General features: G+C 66.7%; 19 protein-coding genes. 10 read left to right on the top strand and 9 right to left on the bottom strand.

The genetic code is table 11. The features are described 5' to 3' along the window. Position 1 precedes the first annotated feature (1 nt). Positions 2 to 1,747: an arginine--tRNA ligase gene (argS, locus tag O9281_RS14445; RefSeq protein ID WP_298187256.1), complete on the bottom strand. Its 1,746-nt coding sequence runs from the start codon at positions 1,745 to 1,747 to the stop codon at positions 2 to 4. Positions 1,748 to 1,805: 58 nt separating this feature from the next. Next, complete coding sequence (locus O9281_RS14440) at positions 1,806 to 2,456, bottom strand: hypothetical protein (RefSeq protein WP_298187253.1); 651 nt, start codon at positions 2,454 to 2,456, stop codon at positions 1,806 to 1,808. A 71-nt stretch (positions 2,457 to 2,527) separates the two neighbouring features. On the opposite strand from O9281_RS14440, the gene ispH reads away from it, so the two are divergent. The 3 genes from ispH to rnhA are packed head-to-tail and all read left to right on the top strand — an operon-like array spanning position 2,528 to position 4,921. Further along, on the top strand, positions 2,528 to 3,490 hold the full coding sequence (gene ispH / locus O9281_RS14435) for a 4-hydroxy-3-methylbut-2-enyl diphosphate reductase (protein ID WP_298187251.1): 963 nt from the start codon (positions 2,528 to 2,530) through the stop codon (positions 3,488 to 3,490). Positions 3,491 to 3,500: 10 nt separating this feature from the next. After that, complete coding sequence (gene thrB / locus O9281_RS14430; protein ID WP_298187250.1) at positions 3,501 to 4,484, top strand: homoserine kinase; 984 nt, start codon at positions 3,501 to 3,503, stop codon at positions 4,482 to 4,484. Then, a complete protein-coding gene (rnhA, locus tag O9281_RS14425) occupies positions 4,481 to 4,921 on the top strand; it encodes a ribonuclease HI (RefSeq protein ID WP_298187246.1) in 441 nt (146 codons plus the stop codon). Before thrB ends, rnhA begins: the two co-directional genes overlap by 4 nt. 4 nt (positions 4,922 to 4,925) lie before the next feature. On the opposite strand, the gene O9281_RS14420 is transcribed toward rnhA, so the two are convergent. From O9281_RS14420 to O9281_RS14410, 3 genes are read right to left on the bottom strand one after another with little or no spacing between them, the layout of a single operon-like run. Next, positions 4,926 to 5,102: a YegP family protein gene (locus tag O9281_RS14420; protein WP_298187244.1), complete on the bottom strand. Its 177-nt coding sequence runs from the start codon at positions 5,100 to 5,102 to the stop codon at positions 4,926 to 4,928. Positions 5,103 to 5,162: 60 nt separating this feature from the next. Beyond that, positions 5,163 to 6,248 (bottom strand): FAD-binding oxidoreductase, encoded by a 1,086-nt coding sequence (locus O9281_RS14415; protein ID WP_298187241.1) that lies wholly within the window; start codon positions 6,246 to 6,248, stop codon positions 5,163 to 5,165. Beyond that, positions 6,245 to 7,183: an alpha/beta fold hydrolase gene (locus tag O9281_RS14410; RefSeq protein WP_298187238.1), complete on the bottom strand. Its 939-nt coding sequence runs from the start codon at positions 7,181 to 7,183 to the stop codon at positions 6,245 to 6,247. The genes O9281_RS14415 and O9281_RS14410 overlap by 4 nt, the downstream gene beginning before the upstream one ends. 84 nt (positions 7,184 to 7,267) lie before the next feature. Here O9281_RS14410 and O9281_RS14405 point away from each other — a divergent pair, with 84 nt between their 5' ends. The 7 genes from O9281_RS14405 to O9281_RS14375 all read left to right on the top strand — a co-directional run bounded on the left by O9281_RS14405 (position 7,268) and on the right by O9281_RS14375 (position 14,524). Further along, positions 7,268 to 7,768 carry a prepilin peptidase gene (locus tag O9281_RS14405; protein WP_298187235.1) on the top strand — a complete coding sequence of 167 codons (501 nt, stop codon included), beginning with the start codon at positions 7,268 to 7,270 and terminating at the stop codon, positions 7,766 to 7,768. A 71-nt stretch (positions 7,769 to 7,839) separates the two neighbouring features. Further along, positions 7,840 to 8,865 carry a Flp pilus assembly protein CpaB gene (cpaB, locus tag O9281_RS14400; protein WP_298187232.1) on the top strand — a complete coding sequence of 342 codons (1,026 nt, stop codon included), beginning with the start codon at positions 7,840 to 7,842 and terminating at the stop codon, positions 8,863 to 8,865. 1 nt (position 8,866) lies between these two features. Further along, the gene (locus O9281_RS14395; protein WP_298187230.1) at positions 8,867 to 10,513 is read left to right on the top strand and encodes a type II and III secretion system protein family protein; all 1,647 of its coding nucleotides are present in this window, start codon (positions 8,867 to 8,869) and stop codon (positions 10,511 to 10,513) included. A gap of 13 nt (positions 10,514 to 10,526) precedes the next feature. Beyond that, on the top strand, positions 10,527 to 11,177 hold the full coding sequence (locus O9281_RS14390; protein ID WP_298187227.1) for a CpaD family pilus assembly protein: 651 nt from the start codon (positions 10,527 to 10,529) through the stop codon (positions 11,175 to 11,177). Positions 11,178 to 11,180: 3 nt separating this feature from the next. Then, on the top strand, positions 11,181 to 12,473 hold the full coding sequence (locus O9281_RS14385) for a pilus assembly protein CpaE (protein ID WP_298187225.1): 1,293 nt from the start codon (positions 11,181 to 11,183) through the stop codon (positions 12,471 to 12,473). Between the two features lie 40 nt (positions 12,474 to 12,513). Further along, positions 12,514 to 13,485 carry a type II secretion system F family protein gene (locus tag O9281_RS14380; protein ID WP_298187222.1) on the top strand — a complete coding sequence of 324 codons (972 nt, stop codon included), beginning with the start codon at positions 12,514 to 12,516 and terminating at the stop codon, positions 13,483 to 13,485. Positions 13,486 to 13,504: 19 nt separating this feature from the next. After that, positions 13,505 to 14,524, top strand: coding sequence for a type II secretion system F family protein (locus tag O9281_RS14375; RefSeq protein WP_298187220.1), 1,020 nt, complete (start codon positions 13,505 to 13,507; stop codon positions 14,522 to 14,524). A 65-nt stretch (positions 14,525 to 14,589) separates the two neighbouring features. Here O9281_RS14375 and O9281_RS14370 read toward each other — a convergent pair whose 3' ends face one another. From O9281_RS14370 to mtnP, 4 genes are read right to left on the bottom strand one after another with little or no spacing between them, the layout of a single operon-like run. Then, on the bottom strand, positions 14,590 to 15,597 hold the full coding sequence (locus O9281_RS14370; protein ID WP_298187217.1) for a fumarylacetoacetate hydrolase family protein: 1,008 nt from the start codon (positions 15,595 to 15,597) through the stop codon (positions 14,590 to 14,592). A gap of 25 nt (positions 15,598 to 15,622) precedes the next feature. Continuing rightward, positions 15,623 to 16,075 carry a MarR family winged helix-turn-helix transcriptional regulator gene (locus tag O9281_RS14365; RefSeq protein ID WP_298187215.1) on the bottom strand — a complete coding sequence of 151 codons (453 nt, stop codon included), beginning with the start codon at positions 16,073 to 16,075 and terminating at the stop codon, positions 15,623 to 15,625. A 43-nt stretch (positions 16,076 to 16,118) separates the two neighbouring features. After that, the gene (gene maiA / locus O9281_RS14360; RefSeq protein ID WP_298187213.1) at positions 16,119 to 16,751 is read right to left on the bottom strand and encodes a maleylacetoacetate isomerase; all 633 of its coding nucleotides are present in this window, start codon (positions 16,749 to 16,751) and stop codon (positions 16,119 to 16,121) included. Then, complete coding sequence (gene mtnP / locus O9281_RS14355; RefSeq protein WP_298187211.1) at positions 16,748 to 17,617, bottom strand: S-methyl-5'-thioadenosine phosphorylase; 870 nt, start codon at positions 17,615 to 17,617, stop codon at positions 16,748 to 16,750. Before mtnP ends, maiA begins: the two co-directional genes overlap by 4 nt. Positions 17,618 to 17,622 lie beyond the last annotated feature (5 nt).

The following is a 17,622-nucleotide window of genomic DNA, read 5'->3' as shown; positions in this document are numbered from 1 at the left end:
ATCACATTTCCTCCACTGCCTCCACGCCAAGCAGGCCCAGGCCATTACGGACAAGTTGCCCGATTTGCGTAGCGAGATAAAGCCTTGCCGCAGTCAGTTCCCCATCCCGTGCCACGATGAAGCGCTTTTCGGGGCGGTCGTTGCCCAGGTTCCAGTAGCCATGGAACGCGGCGGCCAGATCATGGAGGAAGAAGGCGATCCGGTGCGGCTCGCGCGCGGCGGCGGCGGCCTCGACCAGGCGCGGGAACTGCGCGGCCAGCTTGACCAGCGCCAACTCCTCTTCGCCCAGCCGGTCCAGTGCCGCATCGCCGGGACCAAAGCCTTCGGCCGCGGCCTTGCGCAGGGTCGAGCAGATCCGGGCATGGGCATACTGCACGTAGAAGACCGGGTTGTCCTTCGAGGCTTCGACCACCTTGGCAAAGTCGAAGTCCATCTGGGCTTCGGGCTTGCGGGTCAGCATGGTGAAGCGGACGACGTCCTTGCCCACTTCGCGCACAACATCCGCCAGCGTGATGAAATTGCCGCTGCGCTTCGACATCTTGACCGGTTCGCCATCGCGCAGCAGCTGAACCATCTGCACCAGCTTGACCTCGAACGGGGTGGCCTTGCCCTCGGCCCCGGTCATCGCCGCAACGGCAGCCTTGATCCGCTTGACCGTGCCGGCATGGTCCGCGCCCCAGATATCGACCAGGGCATCGGCGCTCTGCGCTTTCTGGAAGTGATAGGCGAGGTCGGCCCCGAAATAGGTCCAGCTGCCATCGCTCTTCTTGATCGGACGGTCCTGATCGTCGCCGAACTTGGTCGAACGGAACAGCGGCAGTTCGACCGGCTCCCAGTCCTCGGGCGTCTTGCCCTTGGGGGCCTCAAGATGGCCGTCATAGACCAGGTCGTGCGCGCGGAGCCACTTTTCCGCCTCTTCGGGCTTGCCCGCGGCCTGCAGTTCGGCCTCGGAACTGAACAGGTCATGGTGAATGCCCAGCAGACCAAGGTCGTCCTTGATCATTGCCAGCATGTCGGCCACGGCTTCCTTGCGGAACAGGGCCAGCCATTCGCTTTCCGGGGCGCCGACGAACTTGCTGCCGTAATGGGTGGCAAGGCGGTGCCCGGTCGGGACCAGGTAATCGCCCGGATAGAGGCCTTCGGGAATCTCGCCCACGTCCTCGCCCAGCGCTTCGCGGTAACGCAGGTGAACCGAGCGGGCGAGGACATCGACCTGGCCGCCGGCATCGTTGACGTAGTATTCCCGGATCACCTTGTGCCCGGCGAATTCCAGCAAGGCCGCCAGTGCATCGCCCACCACCGCGCCGCGGCAATGGCCCATATGCATCGGCCCGGTCGGGTTGGCCGAGACATATTCGACATTGACCGTGCTGCCCTGCCCCAGCGCCGAGCGGCCATAATCCGTCCCCAACGCGGCGATCGCGCGCAGTTCGGCGAGCCAGGCGGCGGCATCGACCTTCAGGTTGATGAAGCCCGGCCCGGCGATCTCGGCCGCAGAAACGCCTGGCGCCTTGGCCAGTTCGGCCACCAGCGCCTCGGCTAGGGCGCGCGGGTTCATGCCGGCAGGCTTGGCCAGCACCATCGCCGCATTCGTCGCAAGATCGCCGTGGGCGGTATCGCGCGGCGGCTCGACCGTAACGGCGGCGCGGCTCAGCCCGCCCGGCAGGGTACCGGCGGCCTCAAGCGCATCGAGCGCGGCGGAAACGTGGCCAACAAAGGCGGCGTGCAGGGTCTGGGCGGCAGTCATGGCGCGCCGGTTAGACGGTTTGTGCCGGAAATGGAACCTTCCAGCGGAAGGCCGACGATCAGCGGGTGGCGTTGTAGGTCAGCTGGTCCTGCGTCAGCTGGAAGCCGACCAGCATTTCGAAGGTGGCGCGATTCACCGCGGCCTTCACTTCGGGGCGCGAGAGCGGATCGACCGCCGCATCGGCATCGCCAGCCTTGCGCTTGCGGGTGATCAGCTCGCGAATCTCTGGCGGCAGGCTGGCTTCGGCCTTGTCGACATAGGAACTGGCTTGGCCGCTCGCCTGGGCGCGTTCCTGTCCGTCGGCGAAGTTGAGCGTGACCGAGCCGACCCGCTTGGTCACCACCGCGCTGCCGCCACGCAGGACGGTGACGAAATAGGGCAGGGTCACCTGGCGCGCGCTGCGCGTGTCGGTGCGCCGGGCCAGGACATCGAACGTGGCCGAGGTGAAGACCTTTTCACCGGTATCGTTACAGGCCGGGCGGACATTGGTGAGCGCGGCCACCAAGTCGATATTGTCCGCCGTGGTTACGCCGGGAGTGCGGAACAGGGTGATATCGCCCGTATAGTCGGGCACGCCCACGGCCGGGCAGGCGCTGCGCACGGCGGTGATCCCCACGCCTTCATCCACCACCAGGTCCCCGGTGCCTCGGCACCCGGCCAACGCGGCGGCAAGGGCTACGGTGGTGATCAGGCGGTTACGAAGCATCATTCTGGCTGGTCCCTCGGCAAGAGCTGAACTTGCCCTAGCGGCGTGAAAGCCAAAGCGCTAGGGGGGCGAACATGAACGCGCCCTTTTCAAAGCCCGACAAGCCCGACCTTCGCCTGCTGCTGGCCGCCCCGCGCGGCTTCTGTGCCGGGGTCGACCGTGCCATCGAGATCGTCGAACGGGCGCTGGCCCGCTATGGCGCGCCGGTCTATGTCCGGCACGAGATCGTGCATAACCGCTACGTGGTCGATGGCCTGCGGGCCAAAGGCGCGATCTTCGTCGAGGAACTGGACGAGGTGCCCGATGGCGCACCGGTGGTGTTCAGCGCCCACGGCGTGCCCAAGAGCGTCCCGGCCGAAGCCACCTTGCGCGGGCTGGACTGGCTCGATGCCACCTGTCCGCTGGTCAGCAAGGTCCATCGCCAGGCCGAACGGCAGATCGAGGCCGGGCGGCACATCCTGTTCATCGGCCACAAGGGCCATCCGGAAGTGATCGGCACTTTCGGCCAGGTGCCCGATGGCAACATGACCCTGGTGGAAACGTTGGAAGATGTGGCCGGGCTGGATTTCCCCGCCGATGCCCCGCTGTCCTTCCTGACCCAGACGACCCTGTCGGTCGACGACACAGCCGAGATCGTCAAGGCGATCAAGGCCCGTTTCCCGCAGGTCGTCGCCCCCAAGGCCGAGGACATCTGCTATGCCACCTCGAACCGCCAATCGGCGGTCAAGGCGATTGCCGGGGAATGCCAGCTGGTGCTGGTGATCGGCGCGCCCAACAGCTCGAACTCGCTGCGGCTGGTCGAAGTGGCGGAGCGCTGCGGCGCGGCCGCTCGACTGATCCAGCGCGGCGCGGAAATCGACGAGGCCTGGCTGGATGGCGTGACCACCATGGGGCTGACCGCCGGCGCCTCCGCCCCGGAAACACTGGTCCAGGAAGTGATCGACCGGATCGCCAGCTTCCGCAATGTCGCGATGGAACAGGTCGTCACCGCCGAGGAAAAGATCACCTTCAAGCTGCCGCGCCAGCTGGCCGAATAGGCGCGCGGGAGTGGCGGTCTATACCCACCTTGGCGCCGAGGTTCTGGCCGCGCTGGTGGCCGAATACGACGTGGGCGAGCTGACCTCGGTCAAGGGGATCGCCGAGGGGATTTCGAACAGCAACTGGCTGGTCGAGACCACCGGGGCCGATGGATCCGGCGCGCGCTTCATCCTGACGATGTACGAATACCGGATCGAGCTGGAAGACCTGCCGTTCTTCCTGGCCCTGCTCGATCACCTGGCCGACAAGGGCTGCCCGGTGCCGCGCACGATCCATGACCGCGCAGGCCAGCGCTTTCGCCTGCTCGATGGCAAGGCGATTGCCCTGATCGAGTTCCTGCCGGGCGTTTCGGTGAGCGCGCCAACGCCGGGCCAGGCCGAGGCGGTGGGCCGGGCATTGGCCCAGCTGCACCTCGCCGCCGCCGATTTCCCGGCGACCCGCGCCAATGGCATGGGTCCGGCAGAATGGCAGCGGCTGGCCGATGCCCTGGGGCCAAGCGGCCTCGCCGCGATCGACCAGGGCTTTGCCGCACAGGTAGCGCGCGAGCTGCCGGCCGTGGTCGCGGCCTGGCCGGCCGACCTGCCAAGCGGCACGATCCACGCTGACCTGTTTCCCGACAACGTCCTGATGCTGGGCAACCGCGTTGCGGGGCTGATCGACTTCTACTTCGCCTGCACCGATCTGCTCGCCTATGACCTCGCCGTGACCCACGCGGCCTGGTGTTTCTCGAACGATGGCAAACAGTTCGATCCCGCGCTGTCGGCGGCGCTGCTGGCCGGATACGAGGCGGTGCGTCCGCTCGAACCGGCCGAGCGGGCGGCCTTGCCGCTGCTCGCCCAAGGGGCCTCGCTGCGCTTTGCCATGACCCGCGCCTGGGACTGGGTGAATACCCCGGCCGATGCGCTGGTGACCCGCAAGGATCCGCTGGCCTATGCCCGGCGACTGGCCTTCTACGGCGATCCCGCCAATGCCGGGCTCTTCGCCGCACCATGAAGCGGGTGGAGATTTTCACTGACGGAGCCTGCAAAGGCAATCCCGGCCCCGGCGGCTGGGGCGCGGTGCTGCGCATGGGCCAGCACGAGAAGGAACTGTCCGGGCACGAGCCACAGACCACCAATAACCGGATGGAACTGACCGCGGTGATCCGCGCGCTGACCGCGCTGAAGGAACCCTGCCACGTCGCCCTCCACACCGACAGCCGCTATGTGATCGACGGGATCACCAAGTGGATCTTCGGCTGGCAGAAGAACGGCTGGAAGAACGCCGCCAAGAAGCCGGTGCTCAATGCCGACCTCTGGCAGGAGCTATGGTCGGCCAAGGCCCGGCACCGGATCGACTGGATCTGGGTCAAGGGCCATGACGGCCATCCCGAGAACGAGCGGGCCGATCGCCTCGCCAGCGATGCCGCGCTGCGGCTGGGCGGGGCCTGAAAGCCTAGCTGTTGTCTTCGATCGGCGCGTCGGGCCCGTTCTTCTTGATCGAGGCAATGGCATTCTCGGCGCTTGCCTTGCTGGCATAGCCTTCGGTCGAGAACATCACTTCCGAATTGTACTTGAAGCGGACGCGGAATTCGCCCGCCTTGTCCTTGTAGATCTCGAACTTGTGGGCCATCGCACGGACTCCTTGGTGGTCGCGATAAACACCTGAGACTACGTTAAACAAAACGATTCGCTAGCAAAACCTGCCCGGTGCATAGGGCGCCGGGTCAACCGCGCCATGGGGCTGGCCGAGCAGCAGGCCCACGGCCAGGTCCGCCGCCGCCGGGGCGGTCTGAATGCCGAAGCCGCCCTGCCCGGCAAACCAGAAGAACCCGGCCCGGTCGGGGTCAAAGCCATAGACCGGCAGGCGATCCGGGGCGAACGAGCGCAGGCCCGCCCAGCGGTGCTCGATCCGGGTGATCGGCCAGTCCACCACCGCTTCGAACCGGTCAATCGCGATCGCCACGTCCAGCTCCTCGGGCGCAGCATCGCAGGGGGGCGACGGGGTTTCGTCGTGCGGGCTGAGCCACAGCCGGCCGGCCTCGGGCTTGAAATAGAACGAACCGTCGATCCCCAGCACCAGCGGCAGGTCTGCGGGCGGGCCATCGGCCAGCCGCAATTGCGCGACGGTGCGGCGATAGGGCTGCACGCCGAGCGGCCGCACCCCAGCGCATTCGGCCACCGGATCGGCCCAGGCCCCGGCGGCATTGACCAGGATCGCGGCCTGGGCCGTCCGTCCATCGGCCAGGGTCAGCGTCCAGCCGCCCGCAGCCTGCCCGGCGCGTTCCAGCCGTGCGCGGGTCCACAGTTCGGCCCCGCCCTGGCGCGCGGCGGCGAGCCAGTGCTGGTGCAGCCCGGCGACGTCGATATCGCAGCATTCAGGTTCGAAGGCGCCGCGCACCCATTCGTCCTTCAGCCCTGGCAAGCGCTGTTCCAGCGCCGCCCGGTCCAGGTCGTCCACCTGCACGCCCAAGGCGCGGAATTCGCTGGCGAAGGCCTCAAGCGCGGCCAGCTCGGTCCGCCGCGCCAGGGTCAGCGCGCCGCGCGGTTGGAGGAAGCCATGCCGGTGCAGGAACGGGCCGGAGGCGGTCGTAAGCGGCTGGACCATCGGCCCGCCATAGCTCTCGGTCCAGAACGCGGCCGAGCGCCCGGTCGAGTGGTACCCGGGCTGGTCCTCCGCCTCGAGCAGCAGGACGCGGCCATGCGGCGCGAGCCCGGCCGCCAGCGAGGCCCCCGCGATCCCGGCACCAACAATCGCGAAATCGAACCCTTCGTTCAAACCCCGGCTCCATCGATGAAGGCATCGATCCGCGCGAGGGCGGCGAGGCGCACCGGATCGGCCTCGCGCAGGATCTCATGCCGCGCTTCTTCGCCATGGCGCACCAGCTCGCAGGCTGGCAAGCGCTGGGCGGCGCGGACGATCGCCTTGAAGCTGACCAGCTGGTCGCGCTCGGTTGCCAGGATCAGCACCGGCTGGCGCACCCGGGCCAGCACGCCGGCGTGCGCCAGCCAGCGCATCGAGGCATAGGCCCGCTCAACCCAGCCCCAGCTGCCCGGCCCCATGACCAGCTCAGGCCGGGCAGCGCGCCACCACAGTTCATCGGCATATCGCTCCGGATCGTGGGTCAGCAGATCGCCGCGGCTTTCTGGCGGCTGACCGGGCTTTTCGCTCCATTTCCAGGCCGGACGCCGCGGATCGCCGATCCGGCACATGGCCTTCGCCACCCAGTGCAGCAGCCCGTCGGGCATGTTGCCATCGCGCAGCCCCAGCATCGGCGCGCACAGCACCAGCCGTGCCGGATCGATCACGCCCTCGGCGGCGGCCCGCAAGGCGAGATGCCCGCCCATCGAATGGCCGATCACGATCCGCGGCCTCGGCGCGCCCGCGCACCACTCACGCCAGAAGGCCCCGAGATCGGCCACCCAGGTGGCGTAATCGTCTATATGGCCGGTATAGGGATCAAACCCCAGCCGGCCCGATCCGCCCTGCCCGCGCCAATCGAAGCTGGTCACGTTCCAGCCCCGGCCCTGCCAGTGGGCCAGGGCTTCGAGGTACTTTTCATAGAAGTCCGCCCGCCCGCCGAGGAACAGCACGCTGCCGCGCGGGGCGGAACCGGCCCAGTCGATCCGGCGGATGGCCTGGCCATCGGCGGCCTTCCACAATCCCTCCACGGCGCCCTCGGGAATGGACCGGCGATCGAACGGAGCGGGCATTTGGCTAATTCCAGCCTCTTGGCGTTGGTTACTTTTTGGTAAGCCCTGCCCTGTATCCAAGCCCCTGATAGCAGGGGGCGGGCAATGCCGAACGTCGATTTTCAATACGTACTGCTGGGGGCCTTGGCAATCGCGCTGCTGGTTGCCGCCTTTACCGACATCCGCCGCCGCCAGATCGACAACTGGCTCAATCTCGCCATTGCCGCCACCGCCCCGCTTTTCTGGTGGGCCAGTGGCCTGGCGCTGTGGCCGGACGTGGCCTGGCAGCTGGGCGTTGCAGTGCTGACCTTCGCAATCTGTGCCGGCCTGTTCGCGATCCGCGCGATGGGTGGCGGCGATGTCAAGCTGCTGACGGCGCTGGCGCTGTGGCTCAGCCCGGCGGTCTTCCTCAAGCTGGTGGTGATCATGGCGCTGCTGGGCGGGGTGCTGACCCTGGTCTTGGCCGTCTGGCACAAGGCCCGGCGGCGGCCCGAGCGACTGGCGGTGCCCTACGGCGTCGCAATCTCCGCAGCCGGGCTGTGGGTGCTGGCCAGCCACTTTCTTCCCGCCGCCCAGGCTTCCGTCCTGACAGGCGGGCTGGGGTGAACCGGATTTTAACCACTTTGGGCGATCAAGCGATCCAATTGACAGGATCTTTCTAGGGGGCTCGCAAAGCCATGGATAAGAAGAAGCTGATGCTGCTGCTTGGCGCGCTGGTTATTGCGATCGGCACGGCCATGGCCGCAAGGAGCCTGCTGACCGGGGGTTCCGCTCCCAAGGCCGAAGCGGCCCAGCAGGTCCCGCGGGGCCCCAAGGTTCTGGTGGCGCAACGCGCCTTGCCGGTCGGCACGATCATCACGGCCGACTCGGTTTCGTTCCAGCAATGGCCGAAGGAAATGGTGCAGGACGCCTATTTCATCGACGGCGAAGCCGACATGAACAAGCTGCTCGGCACGGTGGTGCGCTATCCGGTTACCGCCGGCCAGCCGGTTACCCAGGGCGCGCTCGTCTCGCCTGGTGACCGCGGCTTCCTTGCCGCCGCGCTTGGCCCGGGCATGCGCGCCGTCACCATCCCCGTTTCGCAGAAGACGGGTGTTGGCGGCTTCGTCTTCCCGGGTGACCGGGTCGACCTCGTCCTGACCCAGACGGTGCGTTCGCAGGGTTCCTCCGAATCGCTGAAGACCGCCGAGACGATCCTGCGCAATGTCCGCGTGCTCGCCACTGACCAGTCGACCGAAAGCGAGACCGTCGAAGGCAAGACCGTGGTCCGCGCCTTCCGCACCGTCACGGTCGAAGTGACGCCGAAGATCGCCGAGAAGGTGGCCGTGGCCCAGACCATCGGCACGATCAGCCTCTCGCTGCGCAGCCTGGCCGACAACCAGGCCGAGCTTGACCAGGCGATTGCCAGCGGCACGGTCAAGGTTCCGGCCGGCGCCAGCCGCGAGCAGGAAGAAAAGCTGCTCGGCCAGGCGATGAACCGCCCGCTCGATGGCGGCACCACTTTCGTGACCGGCGGCGACGTGTCGCGCTTCCAGACCCGCAACCTGCCGCCCAGCCCCGAACAGATCGCCCGCCAGCTGGCGAGCCGTGCTCCGGCTCCCGCCGCTGGCCCCGCCGGCCGTGACGCCGTGGTCCGCGTCGGTCCGGTGGTCCGCGTGACGCGCGGCAAGGAAACCGTCGCCGAACAGGTCGGAGCCCGCTGAAATGACCATCAACCCCATCCCCGCCAATCGCGATGCGATGAAAGGCAAGCCGATGAAACGCCTGCTCTCCACCCTGCTCGGCGCGACCTGCGCGGTGGCCTCCCTGGCCATCGTCACTGCCGCCCCGGCCCAGGCCCAGTCGGTCAGCCGGCCGGCCAATGACATCGCCCTGTCGATCGGGCGCGGGCAGCTGATCACCGTCAACGGGACGATGGCCGACGTTTTTGTCGCCAACGATTCGATTGCCGATGTCCAGGTCAAGTCGCAGCGCCAGCTCTATGTCTTCGGCAAGGCCGGTGGCACGACCACCGTCTATGCCAGCAACGCGGCGGGCGAAGTGATCTGGTCGGCCAATATCCGCGTCGGCTCGAACATCGACAGCGTCGACCAGATGCTGCGCGTTGCCATGCCCGATGCGAAGATCGCGGTTTCGACCATGGGCACCAATACCGTGCTGCTAACCGGCACGATCGCCTCGCCCGAAGACGGTGCCGAAGCGACCCGCCTGGTCGAGGCCTTCATGGGCAAGGAAACCAATGTCATTTCCCGGCTGCGGATGGCCACGCCGCTGCAGGTCAACCTGCGCGTCAAGTTCGCCGAGGTCAGCCGTTCGCTGGTCAAGACGCTGGGCGTCAACCTGACCACGATCGATAGTTCCGGCGGCTTCCAGTTCGGCATAGGCCAGGGCCGCACCGGCTTTGCGCCGAGCATGTACGCCGGCCCCGGCCAGGCGCTGGGCGTGGGTAGCAAGGTCAAGATCCAGCTGCCCGATCCGACCGACCCGACCAAGCTGATCACGGTTGACGGTTCGGCCATCAACCCCGCCACCATCGGCACCACGCTGGCCGCCCAGACCAAGCTGTTCGGGATGAACCTGCTGGGTGCGCTCGACATCGGCGAACAGCTGGGCCTGGTGACCAGCCTGTCGGAACCGAACCTGACCGCCCTGTCGGGCGAAACGGCCGATTTCCTCGCGGGCGGTGAATATCCCATTCCGGTCAGCCAGGGCCTGGGCACCACCTCGGTCGAATACAAGAAGTTCGGGGTCAGCCTGGCCTATACGCCGACCGTGCTGGCCAATGGCCGGATTTCGCTGCGGGTTCGCCCGGAAGTGTCGGAACTGTCGAGCCAGGGTTCGATCACGCTCAATGGCTTCCAGGTGCCCGCGCTGACCGTGCGCCGCGCCGAAACCACGATCGAACTGGGTTCGGGGCAAAGCTTCATGATCGCCGGACTGATGGGCAACAGCGCCCAGAACACGGTGAAGAAGATGCCCGGCGCCGGCGATCTGCCGATCCTCGGCTCGCTGTTCCGCTCGACCAATTTCCAGCGCGGCGAGACCGAGTTGGTGATCGTGGTGACGCCTTACCTCGTCAATCCGGTCGATGCAAACGACATCAAGCTGCCGACTGACGGGTTCCAGAACCCTGACGATATCCAGCGTTACTTCGGCAACATGGAAAACAACGGCAAGACCGGCGGTGACCGGCCCAAGCCGAGCGCTGCCCCCAATGGCGCGCCGGCTCCGAAGGTGGGCGATCTCGACCTGCCCCCGGCCGCTCCGCAGCCTGCCGACAAGCGCAGCCCGAAGAAGACCCGGACCGCCGCGACCACCAAGGACGCAGCACCCGGCTTCAGCCTGAACTGAGAGGGGAACGACGATGCACAAGGTGAACTCCCGCAAGGCGTTTGGCGCCGCACTCTCGGTCACGCTGTGGCTCGCCCTGGCCGGTTGCGGCAGCATGCCGACCAACCCCAGCCTGGAAAGCGTCCACCAACCGGTGGTGACCCGCACCAACTACACGCTTGACGTGACGACCGGTCCGGGCGGGCTGTCGCTGCCCGAAGCCCGGCGCCTGTCCGGCTGGTTCGAGGCGATGGACCTGCGCTACGGCGATCGCATCTCGATCGACGATCCCCTGTCCAACGGGGCAACCCTGGCGGCGGTCGAAGCCGTCGCCGGTCGCTTTGGCATGCTGGTCAGCGCCGATGCCCCGGTTACGCCGGGCGCGGTCAACGCCGGCACGGCCCGGATCGTGGTAACGCGCTCTTCGGCCGCGGTGCCTGGCTGCCCCGACTGGTCGGCCAAGTCCGACGCGAATGTCTATAACGCCACGAGCAGCAATTACGGTTGCGCCTCGAATTCGAACCTGGCGGCGATGGTCGCCGATCCGGAGCACCTGCTCAAGGGTGCCACCGGCAAGGGTGCGACCGTGACGATGAGCTCGACCAAAGCAATCGACTCCTATCGCGAAGCCAAGCCGACCGGTGAAGGCGGGCTGAAGCAGAACAACACGCAGAGCGGGAAGTAAGCCATGAATGCTCCCTGGAAACCCGGCCCAGCCGGCAGCCGCGACACCTTCAGCGCCTTCATCTGCGACGATGCCGCGCTCGATGTGCTGCGCCCCGTCGTGATCGAAATGGGCTGGGCGCCCGAGAAGTGCAACAAGGGCGGCCTGCGCAACGCGGTGCAATCGCTGTCAATCTCGGCCAGCCCCAACATCCTGCTGGTCGACCTGTCGGAAAGCGGCGATCCGCTGAGCGACATCAACGCCCTGGCCGAGGTTTGCGAACCCGGCACGGTGGTGATCGCGGTCGGCCAGGTCAACGACGTACGCCTCTACCGCGACCTGCTGGCCAGCGGCATTCACGATTACCTGCTGAAGCCGCTGTCGCCGGTCCAGGTGCGCGATGCCCTGGTTGCCGCCCAGGCAGTGTTCGCTGCGCCGAAGAACCACGATCCGTCCACCGCCAAGAAGCATGTCTCGGTTGCCGTGATCGGCACCCGCGGCGGGGTCGGCGCATCGACCATCGCGACCTCGCTGGCCTGGCTTTACAGCGGCGATGAAAAGCAGCCGACCGCGCTGCTCGATCTCGACATCCATTTCGGCACCGGCGCGCTGGCGCTCGACCTCGAGCCGGGCCGCGGCCTGACCGATGCGATCGAGAACCCGGGCCGGATCGACGGGCTGTTCATCGAACGCGCCATGATCCGGGCCAACGATCACCTCGCGATTCTCTCCGCCGAAGCACCGATCAATTCGCCGCTGATGACCGACGGCGCGGCCTTCGTGCAGTTGCAGGAAGAGTTCCGCCAGGCCTTCGAGATGACGGTGATCGACCTGCCACGCAACATGCTGATCAATTTCCCGCACCTGCTGAACGATGTGAATGTCGTGCTGCTGGTCACGGAAATGACCCTGGCCGGCGCGCGCGATGCGATCCGGATCCTGTCGTGGTTGAAGGGTAACGCCGGGCATCTGCAGACGATCGTTGTCGCCAACAAGGTCCAGCCCGGCTCCGGCGAGATCAGCAAGGCCGATTTCGAAGCCTCGATCGAGCGCAAGATCGGTTTCACCATCCCGTTCGATGCCAAGGCCGCGGCCAATGCCGCCAAGCTTGGCCAGACCTTTGCCGATGCCAACCGTTCGGCCAAGGCCGGCGTGGTGATCCGCGACATCGCCAAGGCGGTGCAGGGGGTCGGCGAAGGCGAACCGGCCGAGGAAGCGGTCAAGGCCAAGTCCTCGCTGCTCGGCAAGTTCGACCTCAAGTCGCTGCTGCCCAAGAAGGGCAAGGAAGCTGCCGCCCCGGCCAAGGTTCAGGCCTGAAGCCGTCCGCCACCCAACTGCAACAAGGCTCTAGCGCACCATGGACCCGACCCAACTGCTTCTGATCGCCGTGGGCCTGATGGCGTTCATGGTGCTGGGCTACATGGCCTTCAGCGGCCCTTCACCGGCCAAGGAAGCGGCACGGCGGCTCGAAGGGGTGCGCTATCGCCACTCTGAAAGCACGACCGACAAGGTCGAGGCCCAGCTCAAGAAGGCCGTTGCGGCACGCAAGCCCAAGATGCACCAGATCGCGGGGTCCGAAAGCCGGATTGCCGCGCTGGAAATGCGGTTGCACCGCACCGGCAAGGACTGGACGCTAAGCCAGTATCTCTATGCCTCGGGCGGCCTTGCCCTGGGCATCGCGGTGCTCGTCTTCCTGCGCAGCGGGGCGCCCGCGCTGGCCCTGGGCGTGGGCCTGCTGGTCGGCGCCGGCCTGCCGCACATGGTCGTCGGCTATTTCATCGGCAAGCGTTCCAACGCTTTCACCACCAAGTTCCCCGATGCGATCGAACTGCTGGTCCGCGGCCTGCGCTCCGGCTTGCCAGTGACCGAGACCCTGGGCGTGGTGGCCAGCGAAGTTCCCGGCCCGGTGGGCGAGGAATTCAAGCTGATTACCGAACGGATCAAGATCGGCAAGACCATGGAGGATGCCCTTCAGGACACTGCCGACCGGCTAAACACGCCCGAGTTCAGCTTCTTTTGCATTACGCTGGCGATCCAGCGCGAAACCGGGGGCAACCTGGCGGAAACGCTGTCGAACCTGGCCGACGTGCTGCGCAAGCGCGCCCAGATGAAGCTCAAGATCCGCGCGATGAGCTCGGAATCCAAGGCTTCGGCCTATATCGTCGGCGCCCTGCCCTTCATCGTCTTCGCGATGATCTACTGGATCAATCCGAATTACCTGGGCGGCTTCTTCACCGACGATCGCCTGATCGTGACCGGCCTTGGCGGGCTGGTGTGGATGGGCATCGGCGCCTTCATCATGGCCAAGATGGTCAGTTTCGAAATCTGAGCAGGGACAGGCACGGACAATGATGAACACCCCTCCCGGTCCCACGCTCCTCGGCGTCGATGTCGTCTGGGTCGGCTCGATCCTTGCGGGTCTTGCCGCCATTGCGGTGATGTTCGCGATCTATACCGCGGTCACTATCCGCGATCCCATGACCAAGCGGGTCAAGGCGCTCAACGAGCGGCGCGATCAGCTTAAAACGGGTATGATTACTCAGACAGCCCAAAAGCGAGCAAAAATCGTTCGCAAAAGCGAGACGACAGACAAACTGCAGGAAGCACTCTCAACTCTAAAAGTCCTGCAGCAAAGCCAACTAGAAACAGTTCAGCATAAGCTTGCTCAGGCGGGGGTGCGCAAGAAGGAACTCGGCATCGTGGTGATCTTCGCCCGGGCCGTGCTGCCAATCGTGCTGGGCGGCTTTGCCGGCTTCATGATCTATGGCGTCAACTACTTCCCGGATTGGGGCGGGGTAAAGAAGCTCATGGCTTTCGCCGCTGCCGTCGGCATCGGCTACAAGGGCCCGGAAATCTACATCCAGAACATGATCTCGAAGCGCACCGACGCGATCCGCAAGGGTCTGCCCGACGCGCTCGACCTGCTGGTGATCTGCGCCGAAGCGGGCCTGACCGTGGACGCCGCCTTCAACCGCGTGGCCCGCGAACTGGGCCGGGCCTATCCGGAACTGGGCGACGAATTTGCCCTGACCGCGATCGAGCTGTCGTTCCTCAGCGAACGCCGCCAGGCCTTCGAAAACCTCGCCTGGCGCGTCGATCTCGAAGCGGTCAAGGGCGTGACCACCACCATGGTCCAGACCGAACGCTACGGTACGCCGCTGGCCTCGGCCCTGCGCGTGCTGTCCGCCGAATTCCGCAACGAGCGCATGATGCGCGCTGAGGAAAAGGCCGCACGCCTGCCCGCGATCATGACCGTGCCGCTGATCCTGTTCATCCTGCCGGTGCTGTTCGTGGTGATCCTTGGCCCGGCGGCCTGCTCGATCGCCGATGCCTTCAGCAGCGATGGCCCCGCCAAGGGCGGCGGGTAAGTCTCAGTCGGGATGGGGTACCCGGGGCGGGGCGGTTTCCGAATGGAAGCCGCCCCGCTTCGCGTTCAGGCTGGCACCACGCTGTGCTCGATCGCGCCGAACACCGAATGCCCGGCCCGGTCGCGCATCTCGATCCGCACGGTATCGCCGTGGTGCAGGAACGGGGTGACCGGCGCGCCGGTGGCAATCGTTTCGATCATCCGCTGTTCGGCAATGCACGAATAGCCGCGCCCGCCATTCTTGCAGGGGCGGCCCGGCGAACCATCGGGATCACGGTTGGAAACGGTACCCGAACCGATGATCGAACCGGCCATCACCCGGCGGGTCTTGGCCAGGTGCGCGATCAGCGTGCCGAAATCGAAGGTGCATTCCTCGCCCGCCTCGGCCCGGCCGAACGGCTCACCGTTGAGATCGACACTGAGCACCAGGTTGAGGCGGCCACCCGCCCAGGCCTCGCCCAGTTCGTCAGGGGTGACCAAGACCGGCGAGAAATGGCTGGCCGGCTTCGACTGGACAAAGCCAAAGCCCTTGGCAAGCTCGTCCGGGATCAGGTTGCGCAGCGATACGTCGTTGACCAGCCCGACCAGACGAATGTGATCGAGCGCAGCCGCCGGGGTCACGCCCTGCGGCACGTCGCCGGTCACCACGCAGATCTCGGCCTCCATGTCGCAGCCCCAGGCCTCGTCGGCTAGGGTGATCGGTGCGCGGGGTCCACGCAGATCGTCGCTGCCGCCCTGGTACATCAGCGGATCGTGCCAGAAGCTGTCAGGCAGCACCGCCCCGCGCGCCTTGCGCACCAGTTCGACGTGATTGACGTAGGCCGAACCATCGGCCCACTGGTAAGCGCGCGGCAGCGGCGCCAGGGCTTCGCGTTCATGGAACCGTTCGCGCGGGATCGCGCCATATTCCAGTTCCTGCGCCAGCGCGCGCAGCACTGGCTCGTGCCGATCCCAGTCATCCAGCGCGGCCTGCAGCGTCGGGCAGACATGGCCGGCCTCGGCATACCAGGCGAGGTCCCGGCTCACCACCACCAGGCGACCGTCGCGCCCTCCGGGAAGGCTGGCTAGCTTCATCGTGAATGCTCCATTCCGGCGCTGATCACGCCTGTTCGAGTTCGTTTACCCGCGCATTGATCCGCGCCAGCAGGTCTTTCAGTTGCGCCACTTCGGCGGCGGACAGCGAGGCGAAGATGCGCTTTTCCATGTCGAGCGCCAGCGGCATGATCTCGGCATGAACGGCGTGGCCCGCCGTGGTCAGTTCGATGTGATGCGATCGGCCATCGGCCGAATTGGGGCTGCGCCCCACCAGCCCGCGCTCTTCCAGCACCTTGCAGGCCCGGTTGACCGCCACCTTGTCCATCCGGGTTGCGCCCACCAGCATTCGCTGGGTCTGCGCCCCGGCATCGCCCAGTACCGCCATGACCCGCCATTCGGGGATCTTCAGGCCAAAGCGCGCGCGATATTCCCCGGCGATCATGTCGCTGACCGCATTGGTCGTGACCGACATCAGGTAGGGCAGGAAATCTGCCAGCCGGGAAAGGTTCTGGGCCATCGAATCGGTTTCTAGTGCAACCGGTTTGTCAGGCCAAGCACAGTTACGCCGGTTTGACCGCTTCCGGCGCGGCGGCGGCGAAATCGGGCCGGGCGCGCAGCGCCTCGTCGATCCGCACCAGCCGGGGCAGCGGCTCGAGCGGCAGGGCGAAGCGGCGGGCGCTGTACATCTGCGGGACCAGGCAGACATCGATCAGGTTCGGCTCCGCCCCGCCAAACAGGCCGTGTTCTGGAGCGACAGCCTCAAGCGCGGCCAGCCCCTGCCCCAGCCAGCGGTGCAGCCAGGCCGTCACCCCGGCCTCGTCCTGGCCCAGCGGCCCGCGCAGGTAATTTAGCACGCGCAGGTTCTGCAGCGGGTGGATTTCGGAAATGATCGTCATGGCCCGGCCCAGTACCAGCGCCCGCGCCAGCGGATCGGCCGGCAGCAAACGCGGTTCGGGCCAGCGCGCGTCGAGATAGTCAATGATCGCCAGCGACTGGGCGATGGCCTCGCCATCGACTTCCAGCACCGGCACCAGGCCCAGCGGGTTGCGGGCCCGGTGGTCTTCCCCGGACTGCTCACCGGTCACGAGGTCGACCTGGTGCGAGGTCCATGACAGGCCTTTGAGGCTGAGCGCGATCCGCACCCGATAGGATGCCGACGAGCGCCAGTAATCGTGCAGCACCAGCTCGCTCATTGCAGTACCCTTCCCGCCACGGCGCCCAGCTTCGCCACCAGCACCGGATCGCGCTGGGCCGGGGCGGTCATGATCGCGTGTTCGAGCGCGGTGTCGATCGGGCTGGAACTGCGCCGCCGGGGCAGGCTGGCCAGGAACCGGCGCAGCACCCGCTGGGCCAGCGCGACATTGGCGCGCATCACCTCGAGCACTTCGCTGGCCTCGACCCCCGCCTCGGTTTCGCGCCAGCTGTCGTAATCGGTGACCATGCCAAGCAGGGCATAGGGCAGCTCGGCCTCCCGCGCGAGGCGGGCTTCGGGTATCGCGGTCATCCCGATCACGTCCCCGCCCCACTGGCGATAGAGGCGGCTTTCCGCGCGGGTCGAAAACTGCGGGCCTTCCATGGCGAGGTAGCAGCCACCGCGATGGACCCTGGCCTCCTCCGCCTCGGCCGCATCGGCCAGTCCGGCGGCTAGGCGCGGGCAGACCGGATCGGCCAGGCTGACATGGGCGACGAGACCGGGGCCGAAGAAACTGGCCGGGCGGCTGACCGTGCGGTCGATCAACTGGTCGACCGCCACCAGGTGGCCGGGAGCCATTGCCTGATTGAGCGAACCGATCGCCGAAAGCGCAATCACATCGGTCACGCCGCAGCGCTTCAGCACGTCGATATTGGCGCGGTAATTGACCATGTTCGGCGGGATCGCGTGGCCGATCCCATGGCGCGGCAGGAAAGTGACGCGCACCCCGCCGATCGTGCCGGTGGTGACCGGGGCGGAAGCATCGCCGAACGGGCTTTCGACCGGGATTTCCTGGGCCTGTTCAATCCCCACGCCCGCCGCCAGGCCCGAGCCACCGATCACCCCGATATGCCACTGCCCGTCCATGGGGG

Source organism: Novosphingobium sp., assembly GCF_027531025.1.
Lineage (GTDB): Bacteria > Pseudomonadota > Alphaproteobacteria > Sphingomonadales > Sphingomonadaceae > Novosphingobium.
Note: the sequence above shows the minus strand (reverse complement) of the source record. Positions and strands in the feature narration are given on the sequence as shown.